Annotated in this window: 24 protein-coding genes and 1 pseudogene; 10 read left to right on the forward strand and 15 right to left on the reverse strand. The window is 64.5% G+C overall.

Going from position 1 to position 22,377, the window contains the following annotated elements; genetic code table 11:
- Positions 1-23: 23 nt before the first annotated feature.
- Positions 24-275: pseudogene (locus U5760_RS12970) on the reverse strand (NAD-dependent formate dehydrogenase); the annotation flags it as partial.
- 220 nt (positions 276-495) lie between these two features.
- Between U5760_RS12970 and U5760_RS12975 the strand changes: the two are divergent.
- A complete protein-coding gene (locus U5760_RS12975) occupies positions 496-2,256 on the forward strand; it encodes a Na+/H+ antiporter (RefSeq protein WP_322012210.1) in 1,761 nt (586 codons plus the stop codon).
- A 31-nt stretch (positions 2,257-2,287) separates the two neighbouring features.
- Here U5760_RS12975 and U5760_RS12980 read toward each other — a convergent pair whose 3' ends face one another.
- Together U5760_RS12980 and U5760_RS12985 are read right to left on the reverse strand one after the other, a co-directional pair.
- On the reverse strand, positions 2,288-2,584 hold the full coding sequence (locus U5760_RS12980; protein WP_322012212.1) for an antibiotic biosynthesis monooxygenase: 297 nt from the start codon (positions 2,582-2,584) through the stop codon (positions 2,288-2,290).
- Between the two features lie 112 nt (positions 2,585-2,696).
- Entirely contained in the window at positions 2,697-4,100 is a 1,404-nt protein-coding gene (locus tag U5760_RS12985) for an NAD(P)/FAD-dependent oxidoreductase (protein ID WP_322012214.1), read from the reverse strand.
- A gap of 206 nt (positions 4,101-4,306) precedes the next feature.
- On the opposite strand from U5760_RS12985, the gene U5760_RS12990 reads away from it, so the two are divergent.
- Positions 4,307-5,254, forward strand: a complete 948-nt coding sequence (locus U5760_RS12990) for an AraC family transcriptional regulator (RefSeq protein WP_322012215.1) — start codon at positions 4,307-4,309, stop codon at positions 5,252-5,254.
- Here U5760_RS12990 and U5760_RS12995 read toward each other — a convergent pair.
- The 7 genes from U5760_RS12995 to U5760_RS13025 all read right to left on the reverse strand — a co-directional run bounded on the left by U5760_RS12995 (position 5,232) and on the right by U5760_RS13025 (position 11,076).
- Positions 5,232-5,708, reverse strand: coding sequence for a DUF3331 domain-containing protein (locus U5760_RS12995; RefSeq protein ID WP_322012217.1), 477 nt, complete (start codon positions 5,706-5,708; stop codon positions 5,232-5,234). The genes U5760_RS12990 and U5760_RS12995 overlap by 23 nt on opposite strands.
- A 76-nt stretch (positions 5,709-5,784) precedes the next feature.
- Positions 5,785-6,285 carry a DoxX family protein gene (locus U5760_RS13000; protein ID WP_322012218.1) on the reverse strand — a complete coding sequence of 167 codons (501 nt, stop codon included), beginning with the start codon at positions 6,283-6,285 and terminating at the stop codon, positions 5,785-5,787.
- Entirely contained in the window at positions 6,282-7,160 is an 879-nt protein-coding gene (locus U5760_RS13005; protein WP_322012221.1) for a DNA-binding domain-containing protein, read from the reverse strand. The genes U5760_RS13000 and U5760_RS13005 overlap by 4 nt, the downstream gene beginning before the upstream one ends.
- A gap of 10 nt (positions 7,161-7,170) precedes the next feature.
- Positions 7,171-8,145, reverse strand: a complete 975-nt coding sequence (locus U5760_RS13010; protein WP_322012223.1) for a hypothetical protein — start codon at positions 8,143-8,145, stop codon at positions 7,171-7,173.
- Between the two features lie 5 nt (positions 8,146-8,150).
- Positions 8,151-9,110 (reverse strand): DUF692 domain-containing protein, encoded by a 960-nt coding sequence (locus tag U5760_RS13015; protein WP_322012224.1) that lies wholly within the window; start codon positions 9,108-9,110, stop codon positions 8,151-8,153.
- A 67-nt stretch (positions 9,111-9,177) separates the two neighbouring features.
- Positions 9,178-9,510, reverse strand: a complete 333-nt coding sequence (locus tag U5760_RS13020; protein ID WP_322012226.1) for a DUF2282 domain-containing protein — start codon at positions 9,508-9,510, stop codon at positions 9,178-9,180.
- Positions 9,511-10,176: 666 nt separating this feature from the next.
- Entirely contained in the window at positions 10,177-11,076 is a 900-nt protein-coding gene (locus U5760_RS13025) for a LysR substrate-binding domain-containing protein (RefSeq protein ID WP_322012227.1), read from the reverse strand.
- A 234-nt stretch (positions 11,077-11,310) separates the two neighbouring features.
- Here U5760_RS13025 and U5760_RS13030 point away from each other — a divergent pair, with 234 nt between their 5' ends.
- Positions 11,311-11,772: a Rid family hydrolase gene (locus U5760_RS13030; protein WP_322012228.1), complete on the forward strand. Its 462-nt coding sequence runs from the start codon at positions 11,311-11,313 to the stop codon at positions 11,770-11,772.
- Between the two features lie 215 nt (positions 11,773-11,987).
- On the opposite strand, the gene U5760_RS13035 is transcribed toward U5760_RS13030, so the two are convergent.
- The 5 genes from U5760_RS13035 to U5760_RS13055 all read right to left on the reverse strand — a co-directional run bounded on the left by U5760_RS13035 (position 11,988) and on the right by U5760_RS13055 (position 16,310).
- Entirely contained in the window at positions 11,988-12,488 is a 501-nt protein-coding gene (locus U5760_RS13035; protein WP_322012229.1) for a hypothetical protein, read from the reverse strand.
- A 55-nt stretch (positions 12,489-12,543) separates the two neighbouring features.
- Positions 12,544-12,786, reverse strand: a complete 243-nt coding sequence (locus tag U5760_RS13040) for a BrnA antitoxin family protein (RefSeq protein WP_322012230.1) — start codon at positions 12,784-12,786, stop codon at positions 12,544-12,546.
- A 56-nt stretch (positions 12,787-12,842) separates the two neighbouring features.
- Positions 12,843-13,943 carry a nitronate monooxygenase gene (locus tag U5760_RS13045; RefSeq protein ID WP_322012232.1) on the reverse strand — a complete coding sequence of 367 codons (1,101 nt, stop codon included), beginning with the start codon at positions 13,941-13,943 and terminating at the stop codon, positions 12,843-12,845.
- Between the two features lie 46 nt (positions 13,944-13,989).
- Entirely contained in the window at positions 13,990-15,255 is a 1,266-nt protein-coding gene (locus tag U5760_RS13050; protein ID WP_322012234.1) for an MFS transporter, read from the reverse strand.
- Between the two features lie 122 nt (positions 15,256-15,377).
- A complete protein-coding gene (locus U5760_RS13055) occupies positions 15,378-16,310 on the reverse strand; it encodes a LysR family transcriptional regulator (RefSeq protein WP_322012235.1) in 933 nt (310 codons plus the stop codon).
- 471 nt (positions 16,311-16,781) lie between these two features.
- Between U5760_RS13055 and U5760_RS13060 the strand changes: the two genes are divergently transcribed.
- From U5760_RS13060 to U5760_RS13090, 7 genes are read left to right on the forward strand one after another with little or no spacing between them, the layout of a single operon-like run.
- Positions 16,782-17,387, forward strand: coding sequence for a c-type cytochrome (locus U5760_RS13060; RefSeq protein WP_322012271.1), 606 nt, complete (start codon positions 16,782-16,784; stop codon positions 17,385-17,387).
- A 13-nt stretch (positions 17,388-17,400) separates the two neighbouring features.
- On the forward strand, positions 17,401-18,675 hold the full coding sequence (locus tag U5760_RS13065) for a c-type cytochrome (protein ID WP_415914092.1): 1,275 nt from the start codon (positions 17,401-17,403) through the stop codon (positions 18,673-18,675).
- 8 nt (positions 18,676-18,683) lie between these two features.
- On the forward strand, positions 18,684-18,866 hold the full coding sequence (locus U5760_RS13070) for a hypothetical protein (protein WP_322012236.1): 183 nt from the start codon (positions 18,684-18,686) through the stop codon (positions 18,864-18,866).
- Between the two features lie 13 nt (positions 18,867-18,879).
- On the forward strand, positions 18,880-19,452 hold the full coding sequence (locus U5760_RS13075; RefSeq protein WP_322012237.1) for a cytochrome C oxidase subunit II: 573 nt from the start codon (positions 18,880-18,882) through the stop codon (positions 19,450-19,452).
- Positions 19,442-21,067 carry a cbb3-type cytochrome c oxidase subunit I gene (locus tag U5760_RS13080; RefSeq protein ID WP_322012238.1) on the forward strand — a complete coding sequence of 542 codons (1,626 nt, stop codon included), beginning with the start codon at positions 19,442-19,444 and terminating at the stop codon, positions 21,065-21,067. The genes U5760_RS13075 and U5760_RS13080 overlap by 11 nt, the downstream gene beginning before the upstream one ends.
- Positions 21,064-21,852, forward strand: a complete 789-nt coding sequence (locus tag U5760_RS13085) for a c-type cytochrome (RefSeq protein WP_322012239.1) — start codon at positions 21,064-21,066, stop codon at positions 21,850-21,852. Before U5760_RS13080 ends, U5760_RS13085 begins: the two co-directional genes overlap by 4 nt.
- 60 nt (positions 21,853-21,912) lie before the next feature.
- Positions 21,913-22,344, forward strand: a complete 432-nt coding sequence (locus U5760_RS13090; RefSeq protein WP_028228722.1) for an OsmC family protein — start codon at positions 21,913-21,915, stop codon at positions 22,342-22,344.
- Positions 22,345-22,377 lie beyond the last annotated feature (33 nt).

Here is a 22,377-nt window from a genome sequence, read left to right on the forward strand (position 1 = left end):
GGAGGATCCCGGACCCGCACCGGTCAGTCGAGCTTGTACGAGCCGGCACCCGTGCCCGCCCGTGCCCCGCCGTCGACAATCAGGTATTCCGGCCTGATCGGCTTGCCGCCGAAAAAGCACTGCAGGATTTCGAGCGTGCCCGCCGCGTAGCGCGCCTGGCCCGAGAGCGACGTGCCCGACATATGCGGCGTCATACCCTCGTTGGGCATGCGGCGCCACGGACGATCGACGGGCGCGGGCTGCGGAAACCCGACGTCGCCGGCGTAGCCCGCGAGACCGGAATGTCGGTGCGCGCATATTTCGGCGGATACCCGGTGACGGGGTCGGGGTAGAGCACACAAAGCACTTTTGCCCTCTTTTCCTCTACTGGTTTGTCCGGGGGATGACTGCGCCACGAGACGAAGATAGCGGCCGCGCCAGGCAGATGATTGAATCTTCTTGCTGGAAATGGTTAATAGTTGATCGCGATGTCTGTTCAGTACGGAAACGATCGGCGTGGACTATGATTTGGATTCCTTTGTTTATCGGCTGGAATGTGAGCGCCGGCTTCCTCGAGGTAGGGGAAACGAACGGCAGGGAAAACGAACTTCTGGGGAATCGATCCTGGATACGATCGCCATCACGGCCGTTCTGCTGGCCTGCGTCATCGCCAGCAGCCTCATCAAGCGGGCCGCCCGGATTCCGCTGCCGCTTGCGCTCGTCCAGATCGCGATCGGCGCGCTGATCGCCCAGCTATTCGGCTTTCGCGTGTCGCTGTCTCCCGACGTCTTCCTGCTGCTGTTCGTCGCGCCGCTGCTGTTTCTCGACGGCTGGCGCATTTCGAAGGCGGGGCTCTTCCGCGACAAATGGACGATCGGTGCATTCGCGCTCGGTCTGGTCCTGATTACGGTTGCGGGCGCCGGCTACTTCATTCACTGGCTCATTCCGCAGATGCCGCTCGCCGTCGCCTTCGCGCTCGCGGCGACGCTTTCGCCGACCGATGCGGTCGCCGTCTCGGCCATCGGCGAACGCGTGCCGATTCCGGCGCGGCTGATGCATGTCATCGAAGGCGAGGCGCTGCTCAACGACGCTTCGGGCCTCGTCTGCCTGCGCTTTGCGATTGCCGCGGCCGTGACCGGCTCGTTCTCGTTCGTCGATGCCGGCGGGACGTTTCTGTGGCTCGTGGCCGGCGGCGTGCTGGCCGGCGCCGGTGTGACGCTGCTGGCGAACGCGGCGAAGGACTGGGCGGCGAGAATGTTCGGCGAGGAAACGGGCACGCAGATCCTCATCAGCCTGTTGCTGCCGTTCGGCTCCTATCTCGTGGCAGACAGGATCGGCGCTTCCGGCATTCTCGCGGCCGTGACGGCCGGCATCGTGATGAGCTACGAAGAACTGGCGGGACGGGCCCAGGCGGGCACGCGCATACGCCGTGCGGCCGTGTGGGACGCGCTGCAGTTCTCCGGCAATGGCGTGATCTTCGTGCTGCTCGGCCAGCAGCTCACGAACGTGATCGATCGCGCCAGCCAGGCGATCCACCAGACCGGCAGGCAGAACGAACTGTGGCTGCTGTTCTACGTGGCGGCCATCAGCGTCGCGCTGTTTGTCATTCGCCTGCTCTGGACCTGGGGCGCGCTGCGTCTGATCCTGCTGCGCGCGCGCCGCGTCGGGCAGGCGATCAACGCGTCGGGCTGGCGATTGATCGTGGTGACGTCGCTCGCCGGCGTACGCGGGGCGGTGTCGCTTTCCGGCGTGATGACGCTCCCGTTATTTCTGCAGGACGGTGCGTCGTTCCCCACGCGCGACCTGGCCATCCTGCTCGCGGCAGGCGTGATCGTCGTGACGCTGATTACGGCGAACATCGGCTTGCCCTGCGCGCTGAGCGGCATCCGTCTGCCGCCCGGCACGGCAGACCAGCAACAGGAGGACGAAGCCCGTTGCGCCGCGGCGCGCGCCGCGATCGTCGCCGTCGAGCGTGCGTTGAACGGCACGCACAAGAGCGCGGACGACGCCGATCTGTTCGCGCGTGCCGGCGCCCGCCTCATTGCCCACTACCGCGAGCAGATCGAATTGCGTTGCCAGACCGGAGTCGATGCGAAGCGCAGTTTGCAGATCGACGAGATCGAGCGCAAAATGCGCCTCCTCGCGCTCGGTGCCGAGCGCGAGGAACTCTATCGCATCGCCCAGGCGGGTCGCCTCACGGACGAACTCGTCAGAGATCTCGTTCGCGAGGTCGATCTTCAGGAGTCGCGCTTCAGCGTTCGTCCGTCGCGGGGCTGACAAAACGAAGGCGGCGGCGCGAGACCGGCATTCAGGCTTTGATACCCAGCACGTCGATGAGATCGATCGCGGGAGGGCTGGCGAGCAACTCCCCGGCGTGCTTCATGAGCGCCTGGCCGATGGGACCGCTCAGATGAGCGTTGCGGTCGGCTTCGCTCGCGAACGCATCGAAGATGCCGAACGTGGAAGGCGTCAGGCGCAGGGCGAACCAGATCGGCGTGGTCGCCTCCTGATTGGCCATTTCGAGTGCAGTCGCCAGAAAAGCGGCAACAGCTTCTTCCTTGCCGGGTTTGGCTTCGAGTCGGGCGTAAAGTGCATATCGGATCATCTTCCTTCTCCACAGTGATCGCGGCGAGTTCCGCGATGTTCGTTGCTTCGACCCGGCGACGGCCTCGGATACCGTCCGCATTGCCGGGGGCGGGGCGTGCATCCGGCGCGCATCAGGCGCGCATCATCCAGCCGCCGGCGGCCATCGCCGCCTGACGCAAGGCTTCCGCCGAGGTGGGATAGGGGTGGCAGATGCGCGCAAAGTCTTCGCAGATCATCGATGCCTCCATCGCCACGGCGACCTGGGACACGAGTTCGGCTGCGCCGGCGCCGATCAGATGGGCGCCGGCGATGAGATTGGTCCGGGCATCGACGAGCAGTTTGACGGACCCTTCGCTCGCGCCGCAAATCGCCGAGCGCGCAGTGGCGGATAGCGGGCAATAGCCGACGCGATAAGGGATGCCGGTTTCGCGAAGCTCGTCCTCGGTTTTGCCGATCATCGCGACCTCGGGGGTAGTATGGAGCACTGAGGGAATCGCTGCATAGTTCACGAAGCCGGGCAGGCCTGCGATCTGTTCGGCGCACGCGATCGCTTCTTCCTCGGCCTTCGACATCGACATCGGGCCCGCCGCGGCGTCGCCGACAACCCAGATGCCGCGCGGCTTCGTCGCGGGTCCGGGATGCATCCGCAATGAGCCGCCGTCGTTGACATGCATGCCGACGCTCGCGAGGTTCAGTCCGGCCGTCGACGGCCGGCGGCCGATGGCGACGAGCGCCATTTCCGCGTCGAACGTTGTCGCTTCGCCACTCGCGGGCGTGCGCAACCGGAGGGAGACGCCGTCGCTCGTCTTGTCGATGCCGACGACTTCGGTCTGCAACTGGATACCGATGCCTTGTTGCCGCAGCGCCCGCTGAAAGGTGAGCGCAATGTCGCGGTCGAGCCAGTAGCAGATGCGCTCGCGCCGTTCGATGAGCGTGACGCGCGAGCCCAGGCGGCGCCAGATCGAGCCGAGTTCGACGCCCACCGCGCCGGCGCCGACGATCGCCAGGTGGCGCGGCACGCGATCGAGCGAGAGCGCGTCGGCCGAGTGGAGCACGGACTGGTGATCGAACGCGACGGACGGCAGCGGGATGGGTTCCGAGCCGGTGGCAATGACGATGGTGGTTGCCGAAAGCATGGGCGGGACATGATCGCCTCCGTTAATGACAACGCACCCCGCGCCGGCGAGCGTCGCATGACCCTGGATGACCGTGACGCCGTGCCTGCCGAGCAGGGTGTAGGCGCTTTTGGCCATGCTTTCGATCGCGGTCCCTTTGTACGTCATCATTTGCGACAGATTCAACGTCGGCACGCCGTCGATTCCGATGCGGGCATACCTGCCGGCGAGCGCCGTTTCGTAGACCTCGGAGGCGTGGAGCAGCAGTCGCGACGGAATGCAGTCCGTCTGGATGGCGGCGCCGCCGACATTCGATGCACGCTCGACGCACGCGACGGCAAGGCCGAGCTGGCTTGCACGAATGGCCGTGTTGTAGCCGGCCGCGCCGCATCCGATGACGACGATGTCATAGTGATTCATTCGAAGGTCCCATGGGCCTGCTTCGATGAAGGGACGAACGGGAATCGCATTCGCCTTTGTTTTGTGGGCGATTCGAATGGACGATCGTTTTCCTTGTACACGGATAGGGGTCATTTTTCCGTGTTAGCATTTTTTTGCTGCGATATACGGGCCCATCGACAGGCCCATCGCAGTGCAACCAGCCCCTTTCCTGAGCGGAGTCATGCATGGCAGAAACGGATCCTCGTGACTTCGAAACATCGAAGCGGGTAACGATCGACGAAATCGTGCATGTACTCTCGCATCGCGCGACCGCGACAACGCGGGGGCGCGAGTGGAACGGCGTGACCGTCGATATGTATGCGGCGCTGCCCAACGTTTGCGAACGGTATCCGGCGCTCGACCATCACCTGATCTGCTATTGCCCGGCCGGCAGTGCCCGGCTGGTTCAGGGACGGGACGGCAAGATACACGAGAGTCTCATCACGTCCGGCATTTCCATGCTGATGCCGGCCGGCTACGACTCGCTGTGGGAGGGCGACGCGTCCGCCACCGCGCGCCTTCGCATTCCCACTGCGCTGATCGAATCCGCCGCGGAGCAGATCGGCCGGCGCAGCACTTCGCAGATCGAAATTCGCAACGTGTTCGAAGCGCGCGACACAGTCATTGGGAACATCGCGCAGCTTCTCATGATCGAACTCGAACGCGAAGCCCATCCGGCACAGCGCCTGATTGTCGACCAGGTTTCGAACGCGCTGGCCGCGCATCTGCTACGTCACTACAACGCGTTTGATCCCGTCGAGTCGCGCGACCTGAGCGCACTGAGCAAAGTCGAACTGGCGCGCCTCACCGAATACATCGAAGACAATCTCGACCGTCCGATCGGACTCGTGGAACTGGCCGCCATCGTGAACGTCAGCCGCTTTCACTTTACGCGTCTGTTCAAGCGCAGCACGGGCATGACGGCAATCGGTTACGTCGAGCAATGCCGCATTCGCCGTGCCCAAACCCTGATTCTGGAAACCACGCTGCCGCTTTCGGAAATCGCATTGGCAACGGGCTTCGCCGATCAGAGCCACTTCACGCGGCGTTTTCATCGTCACGTCGGATGCACGCCCGCTACGTTTGGGCGACAGAATGGCCGGCGGCGCACTACGAAATTTGCAGGGACGTGAGGCGCGCCGCCTTCGCCGCTGCCCCTCGCGGCTCGCTATCGTCAGCCGGATCGACCACCTTCGAAGCGAGGATCATCAGGCTCACGTTGACGGGCTTGCAACCGCGTGCCCATGGTCGGAAGACCTCGTCGCCGCGGTGGATCTGACTGCCGCTCAACGCGCAGGTCGAGCGCGTGCGAGACAAGACCCGCTTCCATATCTGTTCGCCGTAACAACCCGATGTCGCATCGCGCCAGCACACGGTGATGGCGGAATCGGAAGAGTGCTCGACGATGTGGAGATGAGCCACGCTGTCGCACCTGGCAAGCGTGCGCTTGCCGGCCGGCGCGGGGAGCCGGACGTCCTTGCCGTGCGCGAGCCGCGCGTGGGCACTCTCGTCACAGGGCGGCATCGACATTTGCAGCAGCAGGTCGAGGGTATATTGCCACGCGTGCGCAGATTCCGAGGTGTTCATTGCCATCCTCCAGAAAGATCGAAATGCGGGCCTTTATGGGGCATGCATCCTGTTTTCCCCTTCATCGAGCCGGCGTTTACGGATTCCGTCGATAGAACCCGCGAGCGATTAGCCGGTCGAGTGACAGCGGACCTGCGCCGAGCGCCATGATGCCCAGCGCGAGCGCAGCCCAGTAGAGGTGAAAATTGGCCCAGCCGTCGGGAAACACGAGTTCGATCACCCCCGTCATGAGCAGCAGAGCCAGCGCGACGAAGCGCGTCGCGAAGCCGAGCACGAGCAGGATGGGCAGTGTGATTTCCGCGGTGGCGGTCAGTAGGGCGATCGTGTCCGGAGCGGGAAAGGCGTAGGCCGCGCCGAGGATGTGAAGCTTGAACTGGTTCTCGAACAGATAGAGCGTGGCCGGAGAAATGCTTAGGAATCCGTCCCAACGTGTCAGGCCCGAACGAAAAAAGGGTAGCGCCAGCGCGATCCGCATCACGGGCGGCGCGATCGACGTGGCAACGATCTGGATCTGCTCCAGGATTGTTTGAACGACGTGCCCGAGGCGGCTTTGCGTCGGGTTAATGGACTGGCTCATGGTTGCCTCTCGATCGGCGCAGCTTCGACCTCCTCGCGCACGCTCCAATCGACGATCGCCTGGACGGCCAGCAAATCTCGAAGGGCGGCGCCCAGGTCGAACGCGGGATGGTTATCGAATGTCTGGACGGCCGCCTCGGCGACGGATGCGCCGGCCATCAGGCCCAGAATGAAGGTAGCGGCACCGGCGGCCACGACGCGCACTTCCACTTCGGCCACCGGGCGGATGACGAGCGCGTCCTCGTCGTCACCGTCGAGATCGATGGCTCGCGGCTCACCGCCGTCGATGTTCATCGCCCAAAGCTGAACCACGGGCCAGACCGAGCGCACGATACGCACCGACGGATGCAGACCGAAGCACACCCGGGGAAGAGACTGCGGATCGATCGAGACGAGTTGGGCCGGATCGATCGGCTGTCCCTCCGGCGCGTGATATGCCTCGGCCCAGGCGCGCTCGAGCCGCGCGACATCGGCGAGATAGGGCACCGCGCGAGCGGGTTCGAAGGTTTCAATGAATGCCGCGAACGTCGCGCCGTACTCGAGCATGACGGGCGTTGCCGGCAGCTCGAACACGACATAGCTGCGGGCCATCGCGACGAAGAACGCCTCGCCCACGATGCGGCAGGTCGCAGGAAAAGCCGCCTTCAGCGCATCGACGAGCCCGACGACGACGTTGTTGCGGTAGACGTCGAAGCGCTTCGTGACCGGCCCGCCATCGGGGCCGACAAGGCCAGGCGGGACGGGCAGGGCAGGGTCCAGCAGGGCAGCCGCGAAACGCCGCTGGCATTCGCGCAGACTGCCGGCGCCGAACCCGGCGTAGCGCGCTGCGTGGTCCGGCCGCGTTGTGGGCAATCGTGCAGGTCGTGGGTGTGTCATGGCGGGCGCCTTATCGAGGCACACGCTGGACAACGTTCGTCCAGAGCTCGCGCAGACTGTCGACGCCACCGGCCGTCGAACTCCAGAGTGTGGTGTCGCTGACGAGCAGCGTGCCCGCGAAGGCATCGGGACGCGATTGCAGCAACGCATCGAAGGTGCTGCGCTCGCGCGTGAACGGATGGGGCGGCGCGTCGAGGTCGATGTGCTGACGCGCGAGGACGTCGAGCTTCTCGAGGGCCGCGCCGTGACGATCGAGTTGCGGCAGATGCGGATGCAGATTGAACGTGTCGACGTTCTTGAGCAGTCCAAGCCGATCCAGTGCCGCCTCGCTCTCGATCGGCGCAGGCGTGCCGTCCGCCTGCGCCGCGGGCCTCAGGCCGAAGCGGTTCTCCACCGGCACGCCGAGGCCGGCCAGGACCGAACGCGCGTAGCCGCCGAAGCGCTGCCGCGGCGGAATGGTCTTGTCGCCGTGATGATGGAACTCGGTAATCTGCCGCTCCAGCGCCTCGCTTTCGGGAATGTCGCCGACGTCGCCGATATCGTGATGGGGGCACACGAAGGCGAGATGATCGGGATGCGCGAGGAACGTGCGCAGCGCGTCGATTTCGCTTTCGGCCGCTTTCTGCGTAGTGCGAAGCGAATCGAAACTGATGACGACGAGCGTGTCGACGCCGTCGAGGAGAGGGCCGTCGAGCGGCGTTAGCGTACCGTCATCGGCCACGCGCTCGATCTCCCGCACCTTCTGGCCGGTCAGCGCAGCCGCCAGTTCGACGAAGGTAGTGAAGTTGCGCTTCATGATGTGATCGAGAAAACCGGCAATGCTTTGATCGAACGCCTCGGGGTCCGCGAACTCGTGGAAGCGCGGAAAACCCATCCGCCGGCTTTCGAAGAGCGCGGGAAAGCGGTCGTCGATCACCTGCAGCGGCGCGCCGCTTTCGCCTGGCCGGCTCCATGCGTAATAAACAAGAACTTGTCGCGTAACCATGATTGCTATGCCTCCGCACGCGGGTGCGTGGTGATGGGGATCGGCGCCCCGGTCGCCGGCGGGACGAGGTTCGCGGCGGCCGCCGCTGCGCGCATGACGGTCTCGGCGCGTGCGGCCTCGGCTGCCAGCGTCGGCCAGTCGGGCAAGTCCGTATCCCATTCGATCAAGGTGGGCGTCGGGCCGATCCGGTGGATCGCCCGCTCGTAAAGTTGCCAGACGATGTCGGCGACGGGGCGGTCGTGCGTATCGATCAGCAGCGGCCGGCCGTGCTCGTCGGCCTGCGTCGCGTGGCCGGCCAGATGGATCTGTTGCACGGACGCGAGCGGATAGGCCTCCAGATAGGCGAACGGGTCCCACTCCTGGTTGATCGACGCGACGTACACGTTATTCACGTCGAGAAGAAGACCGCAGCCCGTTCGCTGCACCACGGCAGCGATGAAATCGGTCTCCGCATAGGTGCTTTCCTCGAACGCGACATAGGTGGAGGGATTCTCGAGCAGCATTTGCCGGCCCAGTGTCTGCTGCACCTGGTCGATGTGGTCGGCCACGCGAACGAGGCTCCGGGCCGTGTAGGGCAAGGGCAGGAGGTCGTTGAGGAAGCCGCAGTCGTGGCTCGACCACGCGAGATGCTCGGAAAGGAGCCCGGGCGCATAACGGTCGACAAGCGCTTTCAGTCGCGACAAATGATCCGTGTCGAGGGGGCGGTCGGCCCCGATCGACAGGCCGACGCCGTGTATCGATAACGCATACGATTCGCGCAGGGTCGAAAGGTAACGATGCGGCGGGCCGCCTGCGCCCATGTAGTTTTCCGCGTGGACCTCGAAGAACCCGATGTCCGGCTTCGTGGCGAGGATGGTGCGGCAATGCTCGCCCTTGAGACCGACGCCGGCGCGTGCCGGCACGGAACGTGGCGCATGACGAAGGAAATCGCGGCGGCAATCGGAGGGCGACGACGACACGGACATGGCCAGCCTTTCGTTCGAGCAATAAAGCGTGCCGGGCTTCGTCGAGTCCGGCACGCGACGGTTGTTATCAGACCTTCGGCGACAGGCTGCCGGGGCCTTGCGGCGTGGAAATGGACGTGCAGGTGCCCGTCGGCACGAGGCGGAATGCGTTGCCCTGATAGTCGGTCGTGCTCGTGCCGGCGCAGGTCGTTCCCGCACCCGCATAGCAGTCGTTTTGTCCCTTCAGCGCCGTGCCGAAGCACGGTTCGACCTTGCCCGACTTGACGAGCGCCGTGTGCTCGGCCTGGATTTTCTTCTGCGCTGCGGTGAATTCCTGAGCGCTTGCGGGCGTGACGGCCATTGCGGCCAGGGCCGTTGCGAACGCGCCGGCAACCAGAGTGGTCATTTTGTAGTCGGCCATACGATTTCTCCGGGTAAAGAGAGCCGCGGTCGTGGGACCGCGATGGGTTTGATGTCCTGCAGTCAGGATGGAAACGGTTACGCTCAGGCCGCCTCGCTATGCCAGCGATGATTCGTTACCGTCTATGGAGCTTACGGAACTGGATGTGGCTGAAGATTGCACGGTCTTGTGCGATTTGGTATCGGATTGCGATTGGTGGGTGGAGGTGGTTGCTGTTGGGGAGGTATGGTAGTTATGTTGATAATTTATCTTATGTTAAATTTTGGTGTCTAACTGGAAATCAGCAATGCTCATGACCTCAGTAAAATCCCGTCACGGCGATCTGTCGGATTTCCTCGCGCTGTCTGCAGGCCTTTCCATCACCTGCGTAGCCGAAATCTGGGTCGGCGTCCACACACCTCACTTTCTGTCGAAACCGACGCAGCTTCGAGCTTTGAGCATCGACGTCCACAAGAGACGGGTTTTCGCTCGCTAGCTGAGTGTCGTCCAGGAATCTCGTATGACCTGGTTCGACCCGAACCAGCCACTTAGCTTTCCCGGTAACGGTCATTCATCACGCGCGTGGAAGGCGCTCCAAGGTTGTTTCGGGGAACAGAGTAGATGCAGCCGTGATGGTTACGTGCCCACCGTGAGAGAATTCCAGTGGGCAGGATTGAGTCGGCCAGATCACGTTTTCTGGTCATGTCGCAGATTCGCGGAAACATTCTTAAGCACGTCTGCGAAGGTTGTCGCAACGCGAGTCCTTCCGGTTCCCTTCGGCCATAGTAAACCGAGTTTTCGGGACAATTCCGGATGCGTTATGGGTATCAGTTTGATGCATTCGAAGCTCGCCCCGGCACGTTCAGGAACGATGGTTGCAAGCTGCCCTTCCGCGGCGACTGCCAGAAGAGACTCCGTGGTATCCATTTCTACAACTACCCGCGATTGCACACTGGCAGCCCTGAACGCCTCTTCAATCAGGATGCGCGTCGAGAATTTTGGAGTGAGCAGCGCAAGGGGAATCGAATCAAGCGTTTTCCATTGAACCCGGTGCTTTTGTGCAAACGGGTGGCCACGGCCGACGGCCAGAACGAGCCGCTCCGAGAAAAGATACTCGGATTCGACGTCGTTCCGTGAAGCTGGATGGAATGCAATACCGAGATCGAGTGTCCCCAATGCCAGTTTTTCCTCGAGCTCTGCCGCGAGAAGATCCTGGACCACGATCCGCACCTTCGGGTACCGCTGATTGAAGCACGAGACAGTTCGAGGCAGAAATGAAAGCGGAAATACCGGGATAGCGCCCAAGGTAAAGGTTCCTGCATCGAGCTCGTTGAGTTCCTGCATGGCACGCTTGGCTCGCATTGTTTCATTGCACGTGCGCGCCGCATAGTCGTGAAAAACCCGGCCCGCCTGTGTGAGGCGAATGGTTCGCCCTACTCTGTCGAACAACGCGATGCCCAGTTCCTCTTCGAGTTGGCGAAGGGCGTGCGACAGCGTGGATTGCGCAACGCACATCTTTTCGGCGGCGCGTGAAAGGTTGTCGAGCTCGACAATAGCCAGGAAATATCGAAGGTGGCGCAGTTCCATATGTCTCCCGCCGGATGATTGATCAGCGTAACGATATCGATCGACAGCATCGAATAATTTTATCGAATTAATTCATTTTTCCGATCATCGTCACCTACGTACCATCATGTGTTGCCACACCTCGATATTCCGACTGATCAATGAGCGGGCTCGTCGCACGTCATTGATGCAAGTGACAAACGGTCAACTCAACTGACGGTGTCATGTCCGTCGGTCTCACCTTTGGAGCACCTAATGAGCGACACCATTGTGCGGCACCGTACCCCCGCGCACCTCGAAGCATCGTGGGCACGAGAATTTTCGGAAGCAATTGAAGTCCCCGCGAGCGCGAAAACCATCACGTTGAGTGGGGTAGGCGCACTGCCGTCGAATCTCGACGCCGACCCGCGCACGGTAAGCTATTTCGGCGATTTACGAACGCAAACGAAAAGTGTGTTGGATCAGATTCAGCGAATCCTCGAAGGTAAAGGGTATGCGTTAGGCGATGTGATTGCCGTGCAAGCTCTTTTCGTTGCAGAGCCCGCGAAAAAAGGTGCGCCAGACTACCGCAGTTTTTCGAGCGTCTATGCCGACTATTTCGGCTCGGTAGCACAACCCCACCTGCCCACCCGGACTCGTGCACAGGTAGTGGGGCTTGTCGAACCTGGCTGGCTGGTCGAAGTGACCGTGACGGCGGCGAAGGCCATGAAGGTCTGATCGCACCACCATCGATTCGACTTTTTGTTCATCGATCCCGCGACATTGTCGACAATCCAGACGCTGCGGTCGAAGGTCGGCTTCTGGCCGCACTCCGACCGACTCTGCCATCTCGCCGCGCCTTGACTGACGAACGGCACGCGCCACCCGAAGCAGCCACTCAGCTTCATCGAAAGCAGACATTCGTCATCCACCGTCTGACCGGGCAACCGCGTTCATGCTGTTCGCCTGCGCCACTCGTACAACAGCGCCATGGCGACAAAAAATATCGAATGCGCGACAGCGAAAGTAACCATCCCCAACCACGTCAGGACGCGATATCCCGCGAAACCTTGGCCGATAAGCGGCAGCACTACGCAAGCATTCAACACCCAAACGAACACTGCCGCGATCAAACCCTTTAGCATCGCTGAGCCAGGCAAGTCGCCAACCGAAATGGCGTACACGATTGCCATCCCGACGCCTACCGCGATATGGAAGAGTTGCTGAAAACCCCATGTCGTCATGATCTGTGGCGCTGTCGAACCGATCAGCTCGCGCAACAGGGTAAGAAGCCCGCCTCTCGCCGTGACGATGTGCAGATGATCAGCAGCGACTAACACCGCGGTATTGGCGAGAATCGCCACGAAACCGGCGACGATTCCCGCCCGGATACGAGCGCAGATATGATGACGGAAAGACGGTCGCGACCAGTTTCGAGCAGGCGTGTTCACCATGAGGTTCCGGGCGAATAAGAAATGCATACGCCGTGCAAACACATTGCCCGTGTTCTTATTCCATTCCTAGTGTCTGCCACCCTTCCCCACTCGCCTTGAAGCATTCGACGACATCGACGTCGTAGTGCACCGTCACGGCAACCTTCGGATTGGCAAGTTTCGGTCGGCCGCTGCGTCGCTTCATCTGGGCGAACTGTTCATTGGTTGGTTCGAACGTGCCAGGGTCCGCAGCGATGCCGCGAGCGATCGCGGCTTCTTCTTCGGGTGTGTTATGGATCAATTTGCGTGGCTTGCTCATAGCGGTCAATCTCCCGTCTTCGTGCCCTCATGCCCGAGCGGCCAGGTGTGTGCGAGTCAGATCCGGACGTCGCGCATCTGCGCAAGGCTTTCCCGCATCTCGCTTTCCAGTTGCGCGAAGAGTTCCGCCGCCGGCAGCGCCCGGGCAAGGGCCGCGGCCTGGCCTGCCCACTGCGCACCGTAGCCGTATTCGCCCTGCGCTTTCGCCGCGGCATGAAGCGCCTTGCCGGCATCGTACGCAACCGGATAAGCCGGCGTGCGCGGCGCATCGGGATCGTCGCCGAGCGCGGTGAAGCGATTCGCCATGCTACGTGCGATACGGCCGGAAATGGCCTTCGTGAACGTCGTGCGACGGGCGGCGTCGCCCAGCAGCGCGCGGCGATAGCCCTCGTCGATGGACGTCTCCGCGCACGCCACGAACGCGGTCCCCAACTGCGCGGCCTGCGCGCCGAGCGCAAGCGCGGCGACGATGCCCGCGCCGTCCATGATCCCCCCGGCCGCGATGACCGGCACCCGCAATGCTCGCACCAGCAACCGCGTGAGCGCGAAGGTGCCGAGGCGGTCGTCGACGGCATCCGGATCGAAGACGCCGCGATGCCCGCCCGCCTCGATGCCCTGCGCGATCACCGCGTCCACGCCTGCGGCTTCGGCCGCGCGCGCTTCGTCTACGTTCGTCGCACTGGCGAGCAATTTGATGCCGGCTTGCCGCAGCGCCGCGATCGCCTGCGCCGACGGCAACCCGAAGTGAAAGCTGACCACCGCGGGCCGCTCTTCCACGAGCATGGCCAGCATCGCGTGGTCCACGACGAAGCTCGTATAAATCTCGCCGAGTCTCGCGGGCGGCGTCGCGCCGAATTGCGCGAACACGGGCGCAAGCCACCCGGTCCATGCACGCTCGACCGCTTCATCGGCGCGCGCCGGTTGATGGCAGAACACATTGACGTTGAACGGCTGGTTCGTGAGCGCGCGGGTGGCGCGGATGGCCTTGCGCGCGCCCTCGGCGTTCATCGCGCCGACACCGAGCGAGCCCAGGCCGCCCGCATTCGAAACGGCAGCGGCCAGCTCGGGCGTGCTCACGCCCGCCATCGGCGCCTGGACGATCGGCCTGGCGATACCCAGCAGATTCAGCAAGGTGCCGTTACCGGAGGGTTGGCTCATTTCTTTTCTCCACGTGGAAAACGAAGATACGCAGATGCGCGCGGGATCAACGTGCGCGAGCCCAGTGTGCGAACACCGCGCAGGCGGCAAGCAGCGCCGCAGTCACGAAGAACACCGAATGCAGGCCGAGATGCACGCCGATCACGCCGCCCACGAGCGGCCCGAGCACCTGCCCGCTGAACTGGGCCGATTGGAGGTAGCCGAGCATCTGCCCCGTGCTGCGCTCGTCCACGGACTGCCGCGCGAGCTTGCCGATGGACGGCAGCAGCCCGGCGAGCGACATGCCCATCGCCACGCGCAGCGCGGCGAGTTGCCACCAGTGTACGACCCAGGCCTGCGGCAGCATCGTGAGCGCGGTGACGAGCAGGCAGCCGATGATCACGTTCCAGCTGCCAATGCGATCGGCCAGCGCGCCGAGCCGCGAGGCGGTGAGCATGCTGCCGAGCGCCGAGCAGGCCATCACGAGCCCAGCCGTGCGCGCCAGATGCGCGGCGCTCACGCCAAGTCCGCCGATATACACGGTGATGATCGGCTCGATCGACATGTTGGCGAGCAGCACCATCATCGCGGTGACGAGGATCGCGGCAATCGCGGCGCGCCGGGCGGCATGCGGCGCGCCGGCGGTTTCGCTTGCGCTGCGGGTGCGAGCCGTCCGCGCGTCGCGGGCCGGATGAAAGTCCTCGCGCACCGCGAAAATCGTCGCCAGCGCAGCCACCGCGATCACGGCGCCGCCCGCGAAGAACGTCCCGCGTATGCCGATCCAGCCCGGCAGCAGCCCGCCGATCAGCGGCCCCGCAAGATTGCCCGCGAGCGCGCCCGTGGACAGGATGCCGAGCGCCCAGCCCGCGCGTTCGCGCGGCGCCTGGGTGCCGATCATGACGGTCGAGGCCGAGGCATAACCGCCCACGAGCCCGGCGACGAGACGCAGCGCGACGAGTTCGTACACGTTGTGGGCGAGCCCGATCAGCGACATCACGATCGCCATGCCGATGGCCGCGCGCACCAGCATGGGCTTGCGGCCGAAGCGGTCGGCGAGGCGCCCCCAGAGCGGCGCCGTGAGCGCCGTGCCGAGAAACGTCGCGCTGAACGCCACGCTCGACCACTGGATCACGGCCGACTGCGAACTCACGCCAAGCTGCCGCACGTAGAGCGGCAGAAACGGCAGCAACATGCTGAGGCTGACGAGCGTGGTGAACGAGCCGAACACGCACACGACGAGATTGCGCCGCCAGTAGTTCGCGTTGCGTTCGGCGTAGCCGGCGGCGGCCGGCGGATGCGATGAAACGGGGGGATTCAGTGTGGCCTGCTGCATGTCGCTCTCCAGGGCGTGGCGCCGTTCCGGGCACCTTGCGTCGATGGAAGCGAGTCTAGATTAACCCGTAAATAGAGAGAATCCATGGCATGCGGAAGTTATTCTTCCGCCAGTCGATTGAATCACCCGCCGTTCTGGTCGGTGATGCGCTGGAGCTTCGCGAAGTGGGCCCGCAGGCGCGGGGTCGCGAAATCGACGAATGCGCGAACCTTGGGGACCGAAAGCCGCCCGTGCGGCGTGAGCAGATGGATGGGCAGCGGCGCGTGCTCGCTGTCGCGCAGGACGATCTTCAGCGCGCCGGTCTCCACGTGGTCGGCCACGTGATAGGAGAACATCCGCGTCACGCCGTGCCCGGCCAGCACCGAGGCGATGGCGCCGCGAATCGTATTGACCACGAAGCGCGGCGCGAACTGCACCACCAGCGGCAGCGCGGCCTTTCCGGCCGTCGGGAAGCTCCACGAATCGAGGCCGAAGTGCGTCATCGAAACGATGCGGTGCCGCGCGAGATCGGCGGGCTCGTTGATCGGCGGATGCGAGGCCAGATAGTCGGGCGAGGCCACCACCACGCGCCGCACCTCGCCGATGGGAATCGCCACGAGCGTCGAGTCGGCGAGATGCGCGAAGCGCAGCGCCACGTCGATGCCCTCGTCGATCAGGCTCACGGGCCGGTCCAGCAGTTGCAGGCGGATCGACACCTCGGGATGCCGGTCGATGAACTCGTCGAGCAGCGGGCGCAGTACGTCTTCGCCGGCGGCCACCGGCGCCGTCACCGTGAGCAGTCCGCGCGGCGCCGAGCGCTCGTCGGCAACCAGCATGTCGGCTTCTTCGAGATCGGCGAGGATGCGACGGCAAGCCAGCGCATAACGTTCGCCCGCCTCGCTCAGTTTGATCGTGCGGGTGGTGCGGTAGAGCAGCGGCGTACCCGTATGCGCTTCGAGAAAGGCAATCGCCCGGCTCACGGCCGCGGGCGAACGCCCGAGGCGGCGGCCGGCGCCGGCAAGGCTGTTTTCGTCGAGGGCGGCGATGAAGACCTTCATCGCGTCGATTCGGTCCATGTCGGGTCGTGAGTGACGGCGGTGCGCGCGGGTCGGCTGCCGCAGTCTAACGCAAGGCGGCGGCGTGGCTCGCCGCCGCCGGCAAGGTACGTCATGCCACGCCACGTTAGCCGGCGCCGCCCTGTGCCGCCCGGAAATCGAGCCGCCGCGGCGGCATCACGTTAGCCAACTTCTTCCCGGAAACTTTGCGCCGGATTGCCTGTTTTAGCACCCTATTGCTCTTCTATACGCGTTCACAACGCAGCCGCACTTTTTTCTCCATAATGCTGCGCAATGGATGTGTGCCGGAACGCCCACGTTTAGCGCATGGCGCTGCGGCGCCTCATCGATACCGTACTGCATCAGGTTTGTGCTGTCACAACCCGCGCGAGGGCATCTTTGAGAAATCGATTCGTATCGTTGCTCCTTGCACTCGTCGGCCCCTGCGCGACTGTGCTCGCGGCGCAGCCGGCGGAGCGCGCACCGGACACGATGCAGGAGCGGGTGCTCGGGTGCGCCGCCTGTCATGGCGCACATGGCGAAGGAACCGATAACGACTACTTCCCGCGCCTCGCCGGCAAACCCGCCGGCTATCTCTACAATCAGCTGATCGCATTCCGTGACGGCGGACGCAGCTATCCGCCGATGAACTATCTGCTCGGGTATCTGCCCGACGCGTACCTGAAGCAGATCGCCGACTACTTCTCGCAGCAGCATCCGCCCTTCCCTGCACCCGCGGCGCCTGCGGTCGACGCGGCCACGCTCGCGCTCGGCAAGTCGCTCGTCATCAATGGCGCGCCCGATCGCAGGATTCCCGCGTGCGCGGCCTGCCACAGCGCGTCGCTCACGGGCATGCGGCCCGCGATCCCGGGACTGCTCGGCCTGCATGCCGACTACATCAGCGCGCAGCTCGGCGCGTTCCGCTATGGCACGCGCCGCACCGCCGAGCCCAACTGCATGCACGATATCTCCGCGCGCCTCGCGGACCGCGAGATCACGGCCATCGCCGCATGGCTCGCCTCGCAGCCCGCGCCGGCGGATCCCACGCCGTCCGCGCCCTCGCCTCTGCCGCTCGCGTGCGGCAGCGTGCCCAACTAGCCGGGGCCTCGACGTGCGCAAACATCGATCCCTCATCGCGCTGGTGTTCGCCGTCCTGTGCGGCGCCGCGTCTGCCGCGCTTGCCCAGACCGACACGCCGCCGGCATCCAGCAGTCACGACGAACTGATCGCACGCGGCGAATACCTCGCCCGGGCCGGCGACTGCATCGCCTGCCACACGATTCCCGCAGGCAAGCTGTTCGGCGGCGGCCGCCCGATGGAGACGCCCTTCGGCACGCTCTATACGCCGAACATTTCGTCCGACAAGGAAACCGGCATCGGCGCCTGGACCGCCGACGCGTTCTATCGCATGCTGCACGAAGGCAAGTCGCGCGACGGGACGCTGCTCTATCCCGCCATGCCGTTCGCCTCCTACACGAAAGTCACGCGCGCCGACTCCGACGCGATCTACGCCTACCTGCTCTCGACACCGCCCGTCCATCAGCCCAACCGCCCGCAGAATCTTCGTTTTCCCTACAACCAGCGCTCGCTGCTGATCGGCTGGCGCACGCTCTTTTTCCGCCCGGGCGAATACCAGCCCGATCCCACGCAATCGGTGGAATGGAATCGCGGCGCCTATCTGGTCGAAGGCCTCGGGCACTGCACGATGTGTCACACGGCCATCAATGCGCTCGGCGGCAATTCGGCCTCGAAGCAATTCCAGGGCGGGCTGATCCCGCTGCAGAACTGGTACGCGCCCTCGCTCACCTCGAACCGGGAGGCCGGTCTCGGCGACTGGAGCATCGACGACATCGTCGGGCTGCTGCATGCGGGCGTCTCGAATCGCGGTGCCGTGTACGGGCCGATGGCCGAAGTCGTGTACGACAGCTTCCAGTACCTCACGGAAGACGACGTGCGCGCCGTCGCGGTCTATCTGAAGTCACTGCCGGGACACTCCGGCGAAGTCGATAACTCGCCGCGCAGCCGCTTCGCGACCGAGGAGGCGAACCGCCTCGCGCCGCTCGGCAAGAAGATCTACGACGCACAGTGCGCGCATTGCCACGCCGCCGAGGGCCAGGGCAAGCCGCCCGACTTCCCGCCGCTCGCGAGCAACCAGTCGATCCAGATGAACTCCGCCGTGAACCCCATCCGCATGGTGCTCAACGGAGGCTACCCGCCGGGCACGCGCAAGAACCCGATGCCATACGGCATGCCGCCGTTCGCCCAGTCGCTCTCCGATGAAGAAGTGGCGGCTGTCGTGACGTACATCCGCACGGCCTGGGGCAACCACGGCACGCCCGTTTCCGAACACGAGGTGAACGCGCTGCGTTCGGCGCCGCTTTTCTAGAGGACGTGATGATCGAAACCCCCGCTCCCGAAACGCCCGGCGACCGTCCGCAGGCCGAGCGCGTGGATGAAATCGTGCGGCGCGGCCCGAGCGGCGCGATCGTGCTCGCGGGCATCGCCGTGGCCATCGTCATGGCGATCTGGTTCGCGTTCTACTTCCTCGTGTTCCTGCCTCGCGGCGTCATCCAATAGGTCGAACCGGCTCATGTCGAACCCTACCGATCCCCATGCCAGTGCCGAGATCGCCGCCCGCGTGGAGCGCCGCTGGGCGACGATCATGTTCGCGCTCATGGCGCTGCTCGTCGCCATTGCGGTCTTCACCGGGCTGCACTGGGCCATGATGCCGCCCTCGCGGGTGGAGACGATCGACCCCGGCTCTTTGCACGTGGCGGGCGAATTCGTCGAAACGAATCTCGGCAGCGCCGTGGAGCCCGACGGCTCGGTGACGGTCCGCGTGCTCGCGCAGCAATACTCCTTCACGCCGCAGTGCCTCGTCGTGCCGGCGGGCGTGCCCATCACCTTCCGCGCCACGAGCGCCGACGTCGTGCACGGCTTCCTCGTGACCGGCACCAATCTGAACTCGATGGTCGAGCCGGGCTATATCGCCACGTTCCGCACGCGCTTCGACCATCCGGGCGACCACCTCATGCCGTGCCACGAGTATTGCGGCACGGGCCACCAGGGCATGTGGGCGCACGTGAAGGTAATCGACCGCGACAGCTTCATGCAGATGGCCGCACAGGCCGGGCATTCGGGGAGGCTCAGCTGTGTTAAATAACAAGCGACTCGTCCTGGCGCATTTCTGGCTCGCTTTCATCGTGTTCGGCGTCGCACTGCTGCTGGGCGCGTGGCAGATGATCGTGCGCAGCCCGCTGCACCCGTGGCTGAAGGATCCTGAGCTCTACTATCGTTCCGTCACCGAGCACGGCACGGTGATGGGCTATGTGTTTCCCACGTTGATCGCCATGGGCTTCGGCTACGCCGTGACCGAGCTTGCGCTCAAGCGCCCGCTCGTGGGCGCGCGCTGGGCATGGGCCGGTTTCGCCCTGCTCGCGCTCGGCGCCGTCACCGCTTCGGTGCCCGTGGCGCTGGGGCGCGCCTCGGTGCTCTACACCTTCTATCCGCCGATGATCGGCAACGCGTTCTACTACATCGGCGTCGTGCTGGTGGTGGTGGGTTCGTGGGTCTGGGTTGCACTCATGGGCATCAACGTCGCCGGCTGGAAGCGCGATCATCCCGGCAAGCCCGTGCCGCTCGCCATGTTCGCCACGACGGCGGGCGCGTATCTGTGGGGCTGGACCGCCGTGGGCGCGGCGATCGAAGTGCTGTTCCAGATCCTGCCCGTGGCGCTCGGCCTGCGCCATACCATCGACGCGGGCCTCGCCCGCATCTTCTTCTCCTGGACGCTGCACGCCATCGTGTACTTCTGGCTCATGCCCGCGTATATCGCCTACTACACGATCGTGCCGCGCGCGATCGGCGGGCGGCTCTACAGCGATTCGATGGCGCGCATCTCGTTCATCCTGTTCCTCGTGGTGGCCATGCCGATCGGTCTGCACCACCTCTTCACCGATCCGCAGGTGGGCTCGGGCTTCAAGTTCGTGCAGTCGGTATTCACGGCGCTCGTGGCGGTGCCCACGCTGCTCACGGTCTTCACGATCTGCGCTTCGGTTGAAATCGCGGGACGCCTGCGCGGCGGCAAGGGCGTGTTCGGCTGGCTGGCGAAGCTGCCGTGGCACAACCCGCAGATGCTCGCCGTGGCGTTCTCGTTCGTGATGCTCGGCTTCGGCGGCGCGGGCGGCCTCATCAACATGAGCTACCAGCTCGACCAGCCGATCCACAACACGCAGTGGATCACGGGCCATTTCCATCTGATCTATGGCGGCGCGATCGTCATCATGTATTTCGCGATCGCCTACGACCTGTGGCCGCAGATCACGGGTCGCGCACTCACGAACTGGCGTCTGATACGCTGGCAGCTCTCGCTGTGGTTCATCGGCATGATCGTCACCACGTTTCCGTGGCACCTCGTCGGCATCATGGGCATGCCGCGCCGCATGGCCTACTACGACTACAGCGATCCGGCGCTCGCGCCGCAAGCCATCCTCGTGGCGATCTCGGCCGTGGGCGGGCTCATTCTGGTGGCGTCGGCAATCCTGTTCTTCATCGTGCTGCTGCAAGGCCATCGCGGCCGCGCGGCCGCGCCCGAGGAGTACCGCTTCAGCACGCCCGTGCACGAGTCGCCCGCGCTACCCGTGGCGCTCAACAGCTTCGCATTGTGGATCGTGCTGATGGTCGCCCTGACCGTTGCGAACTACGGCTATCCGATCGCGCAACTGCTCGCACGCGACGATACGTCTGTGCCCGCGATCCCGATTGGAGCGCCGCGATGAACGAGGCGCCGTTGTTCTCGTTACGCAATCCCTGGTTTCGCGCGAGCGTGGGCGCGACGGTGGCCGTGTTCGTCGTAGCGGCCCTGATCGGCTTCGTGTGGCTGCCCTCGGCGCAGCACGACGCGCAGTTCCAGGGCATCTGGAACGCGATCTGCAGCGCGGCGGGCGCGCCGCGCCAATGGCTGGGCCCGCAGTCGCCCGTCGAGCCGGCCTACCGCGTGAGCACGGTCGAGCTCACGCCGCATATGTTCGACGACGCCACGAGTCTTTCGGTGGGACGCGGCGCCACGCTCGCGCTGCGCTGCACGATGTGCCACGGTCCGCGCGGCATGAGCGATGCCAATTCGCCGAATCTCGCGGGCCAGTACGCCACGGTGGTCTACAAGGAACTCCAGGACTTCCAGAGCGGCGCGCGGCAGAGCGCCGTGATGTCGCCCATGGCGCGCAATCTCTCCGATCAGGACATGCGCGACCTGGCGGCCTACTACGCTTCTTTGCCGCCGGCGGCATCCGCGCGCGGCGAGATGCCGGGCATCGTCGCGCACGGCGCACCGCTGCGCAATATTCCCGCGTGCGCTGCGTGCCACGGCGACGTCGACCACAAGACCGGCAGCCCCTGGCTCGACGGACTGCCAACCGCCTATACGAAAGCGCAGTTGACGGCGTTCGCCAACGGCACGCGTCACAACGACATCTCCGAACAGATGCGTAATGTCGCGCGCAACATGACCCCCGACGAAATCGACGCCGCGGCGGCCTGGTACGCCGGACAGCCGCGACCTTGAGCAGGCGAGGCACGCGCCTTGCGGCCCGCCTCTTTCCCCTCGGCACCACGGAGACGCATCATGCAGAAGACAGCATCGGCAAAATGGCACGGCGGCATCAAGGACGGCCAGGGCACCATTTCCACGCAAACCGGCGTGCTCAAGGACGCGCCCTATGGCTTCGCCTCGCGTTTCGAAGGCGGCCCCGGCACGAACCCCGAGGAACTCGTCGGTGCGGCCCATGCGGGCTGCTTCACGATGGCGTTCTCGCTCTTTCTCACCAACGCGGGCTTCAAGGCGGACAGCATCGAGACGAAGTCCACGGTGACGCTCGACAAGGTGGGCGAAGGCTTTGCGATCACGGCGTGCCATCTGGACATGACCGCGAAGATTCCGGGCATCGATCAGGCCACGTTCGAAAAGCTCGCCACGGGGGCGAAGGAAAACTGCCCCATCTCCAAACTCTTCGCCAACAACGCGAAGATCACGCTGAACGCCACGCTCGCCGCGTAAGCGTCGCCAAAAGCGAAAGGCCGCATCGATGGA

Origin of the sequence: Paraburkholderia sp. J12, assembly GCF_905220215.1 — a bacterium.
Classification (GTDB): Bacteria; Pseudomonadota; Gammaproteobacteria; order Burkholderiales; family Burkholderiaceae; genus Paraburkholderia.

Coding starts and splice junctions, on each gene's coding strand:
- U5760_RS13010 (WP_322012223.1), bottom strand. CDS start 8,145: ATGGTTACGCGACAAGTTCTTGTTTATTACGCATGGAGCCGGCCAGGC.
- U5760_RS13035 (WP_322012229.1), bottom strand. CDS start 12,488: ATGGTGAACACGCCTGCTCGAAACTGGTCGCGACCGTCTTTCCGTCAT.
- U5760_RS12995 (WP_322012217.1), bottom strand. CDS start 5,708: ATGAACACCTCGGAATCTGCGCACGCGTGGCAATATACCCTCGACCTG.
- U5760_RS12980 (WP_322012212.1), bottom strand. CDS start 2,584: ATGATCCGATATGCACTTTACGCCCGACTCGAAGCCAAACCCGGCAAG.
- U5760_RS13055 (WP_322012235.1), bottom strand. CDS start 16,310: ATGGACCGAATCGACGCGATGAAGGTCTTCATCGCCGCCCTCGACGAA.
- U5760_RS13060 (WP_322012271.1), top strand. CDS start 16,782: ATGCAGGAGCGGGTGCTCGGGTGCGCCGCCTGTCATGGCGCACATGGC.
- U5760_RS13015 (WP_322012224.1), bottom strand. CDS start 9,110: ATGTCCGTGTCGTCGTCGCCCTCCGATTGCCGCCGCGATTTCCTTCGT.
- U5760_RS12985 (WP_322012214.1), bottom strand. CDS start 4,100: ATGAATCACTATGACATCGTCGTCATCGGATGCGGCGCGGCCGGCTAC.
- U5760_RS12990 (WP_322012215.1), top strand. CDS start 4,307: ATGGCAGAAACGGATCCTCGTGACTTCGAAACATCGAAGCGGGTAACG.
- U5760_RS13025 (WP_322012227.1), bottom strand. CDS start 11,076: ATGGAACTGCGCCACCTTCGATATTTCCTGGCTATTGTCGAGCTCGAC.
- U5760_RS13090 (WP_028228722.1), top strand. CDS start 21,913: ATGCAGAAGACAGCATCGGCAAAATGGCACGGCGGCATCAAGGACGGC.
- U5760_RS13040 (WP_322012230.1), bottom strand. CDS start 12,786: ATGAGCAAGCCACGCAAATTGATCCATAACACACCCGAAGAAGAAGCC.
- U5760_RS13075 (WP_322012237.1), top strand. CDS start 18,880: ATGTCGAACCCTACCGATCCCCATGCCAGTGCCGAGATCGCCGCCCGC.
- U5760_RS13045 (WP_322012232.1), bottom strand. CDS start 13,943: ATGAGCCAACCCTCCGGTAACGGCACCTTGCTGAATCTGCTGGGTATC.
- U5760_RS13050 (WP_322012234.1), bottom strand. CDS start 15,255: ATGCAGCAGGCCACACTGAATCCCCCCGTTTCATCGCATCCGCCGGCC.
- U5760_RS13000 (WP_322012218.1), bottom strand. CDS start 6,285: ATGAGCCAGTCCATTAACCCGACGCAAAGCCGCCTCGGGCACGTCGTT.
- U5760_RS13005 (WP_322012221.1), bottom strand. CDS start 7,160: ATGACACACCCACGACCTGCACGATTGCCCACAACGCGGCCGGACCAC.
- U5760_RS13030 (WP_322012228.1), top strand. CDS start 11,311: ATGAGCGACACCATTGTGCGGCACCGTACCCCCGCGCACCTCGAAGCA.
- U5760_RS13085 (WP_322012239.1), top strand. CDS start 21,064: ATGAACGAGGCGCCGTTGTTCTCGTTACGCAATCCCTGGTTTCGCGCG.
- U5760_RS13020 (WP_322012226.1), bottom strand. CDS start 9,510: ATGGCCGACTACAAAATGACCACTCTGGTTGCCGGCGCGTTCGCAACG.
- U5760_RS13070 (WP_322012236.1), top strand. CDS start 18,684: ATGATCGAAACCCCCGCTCCCGAAACGCCCGGCGACCGTCCGCAGGCC.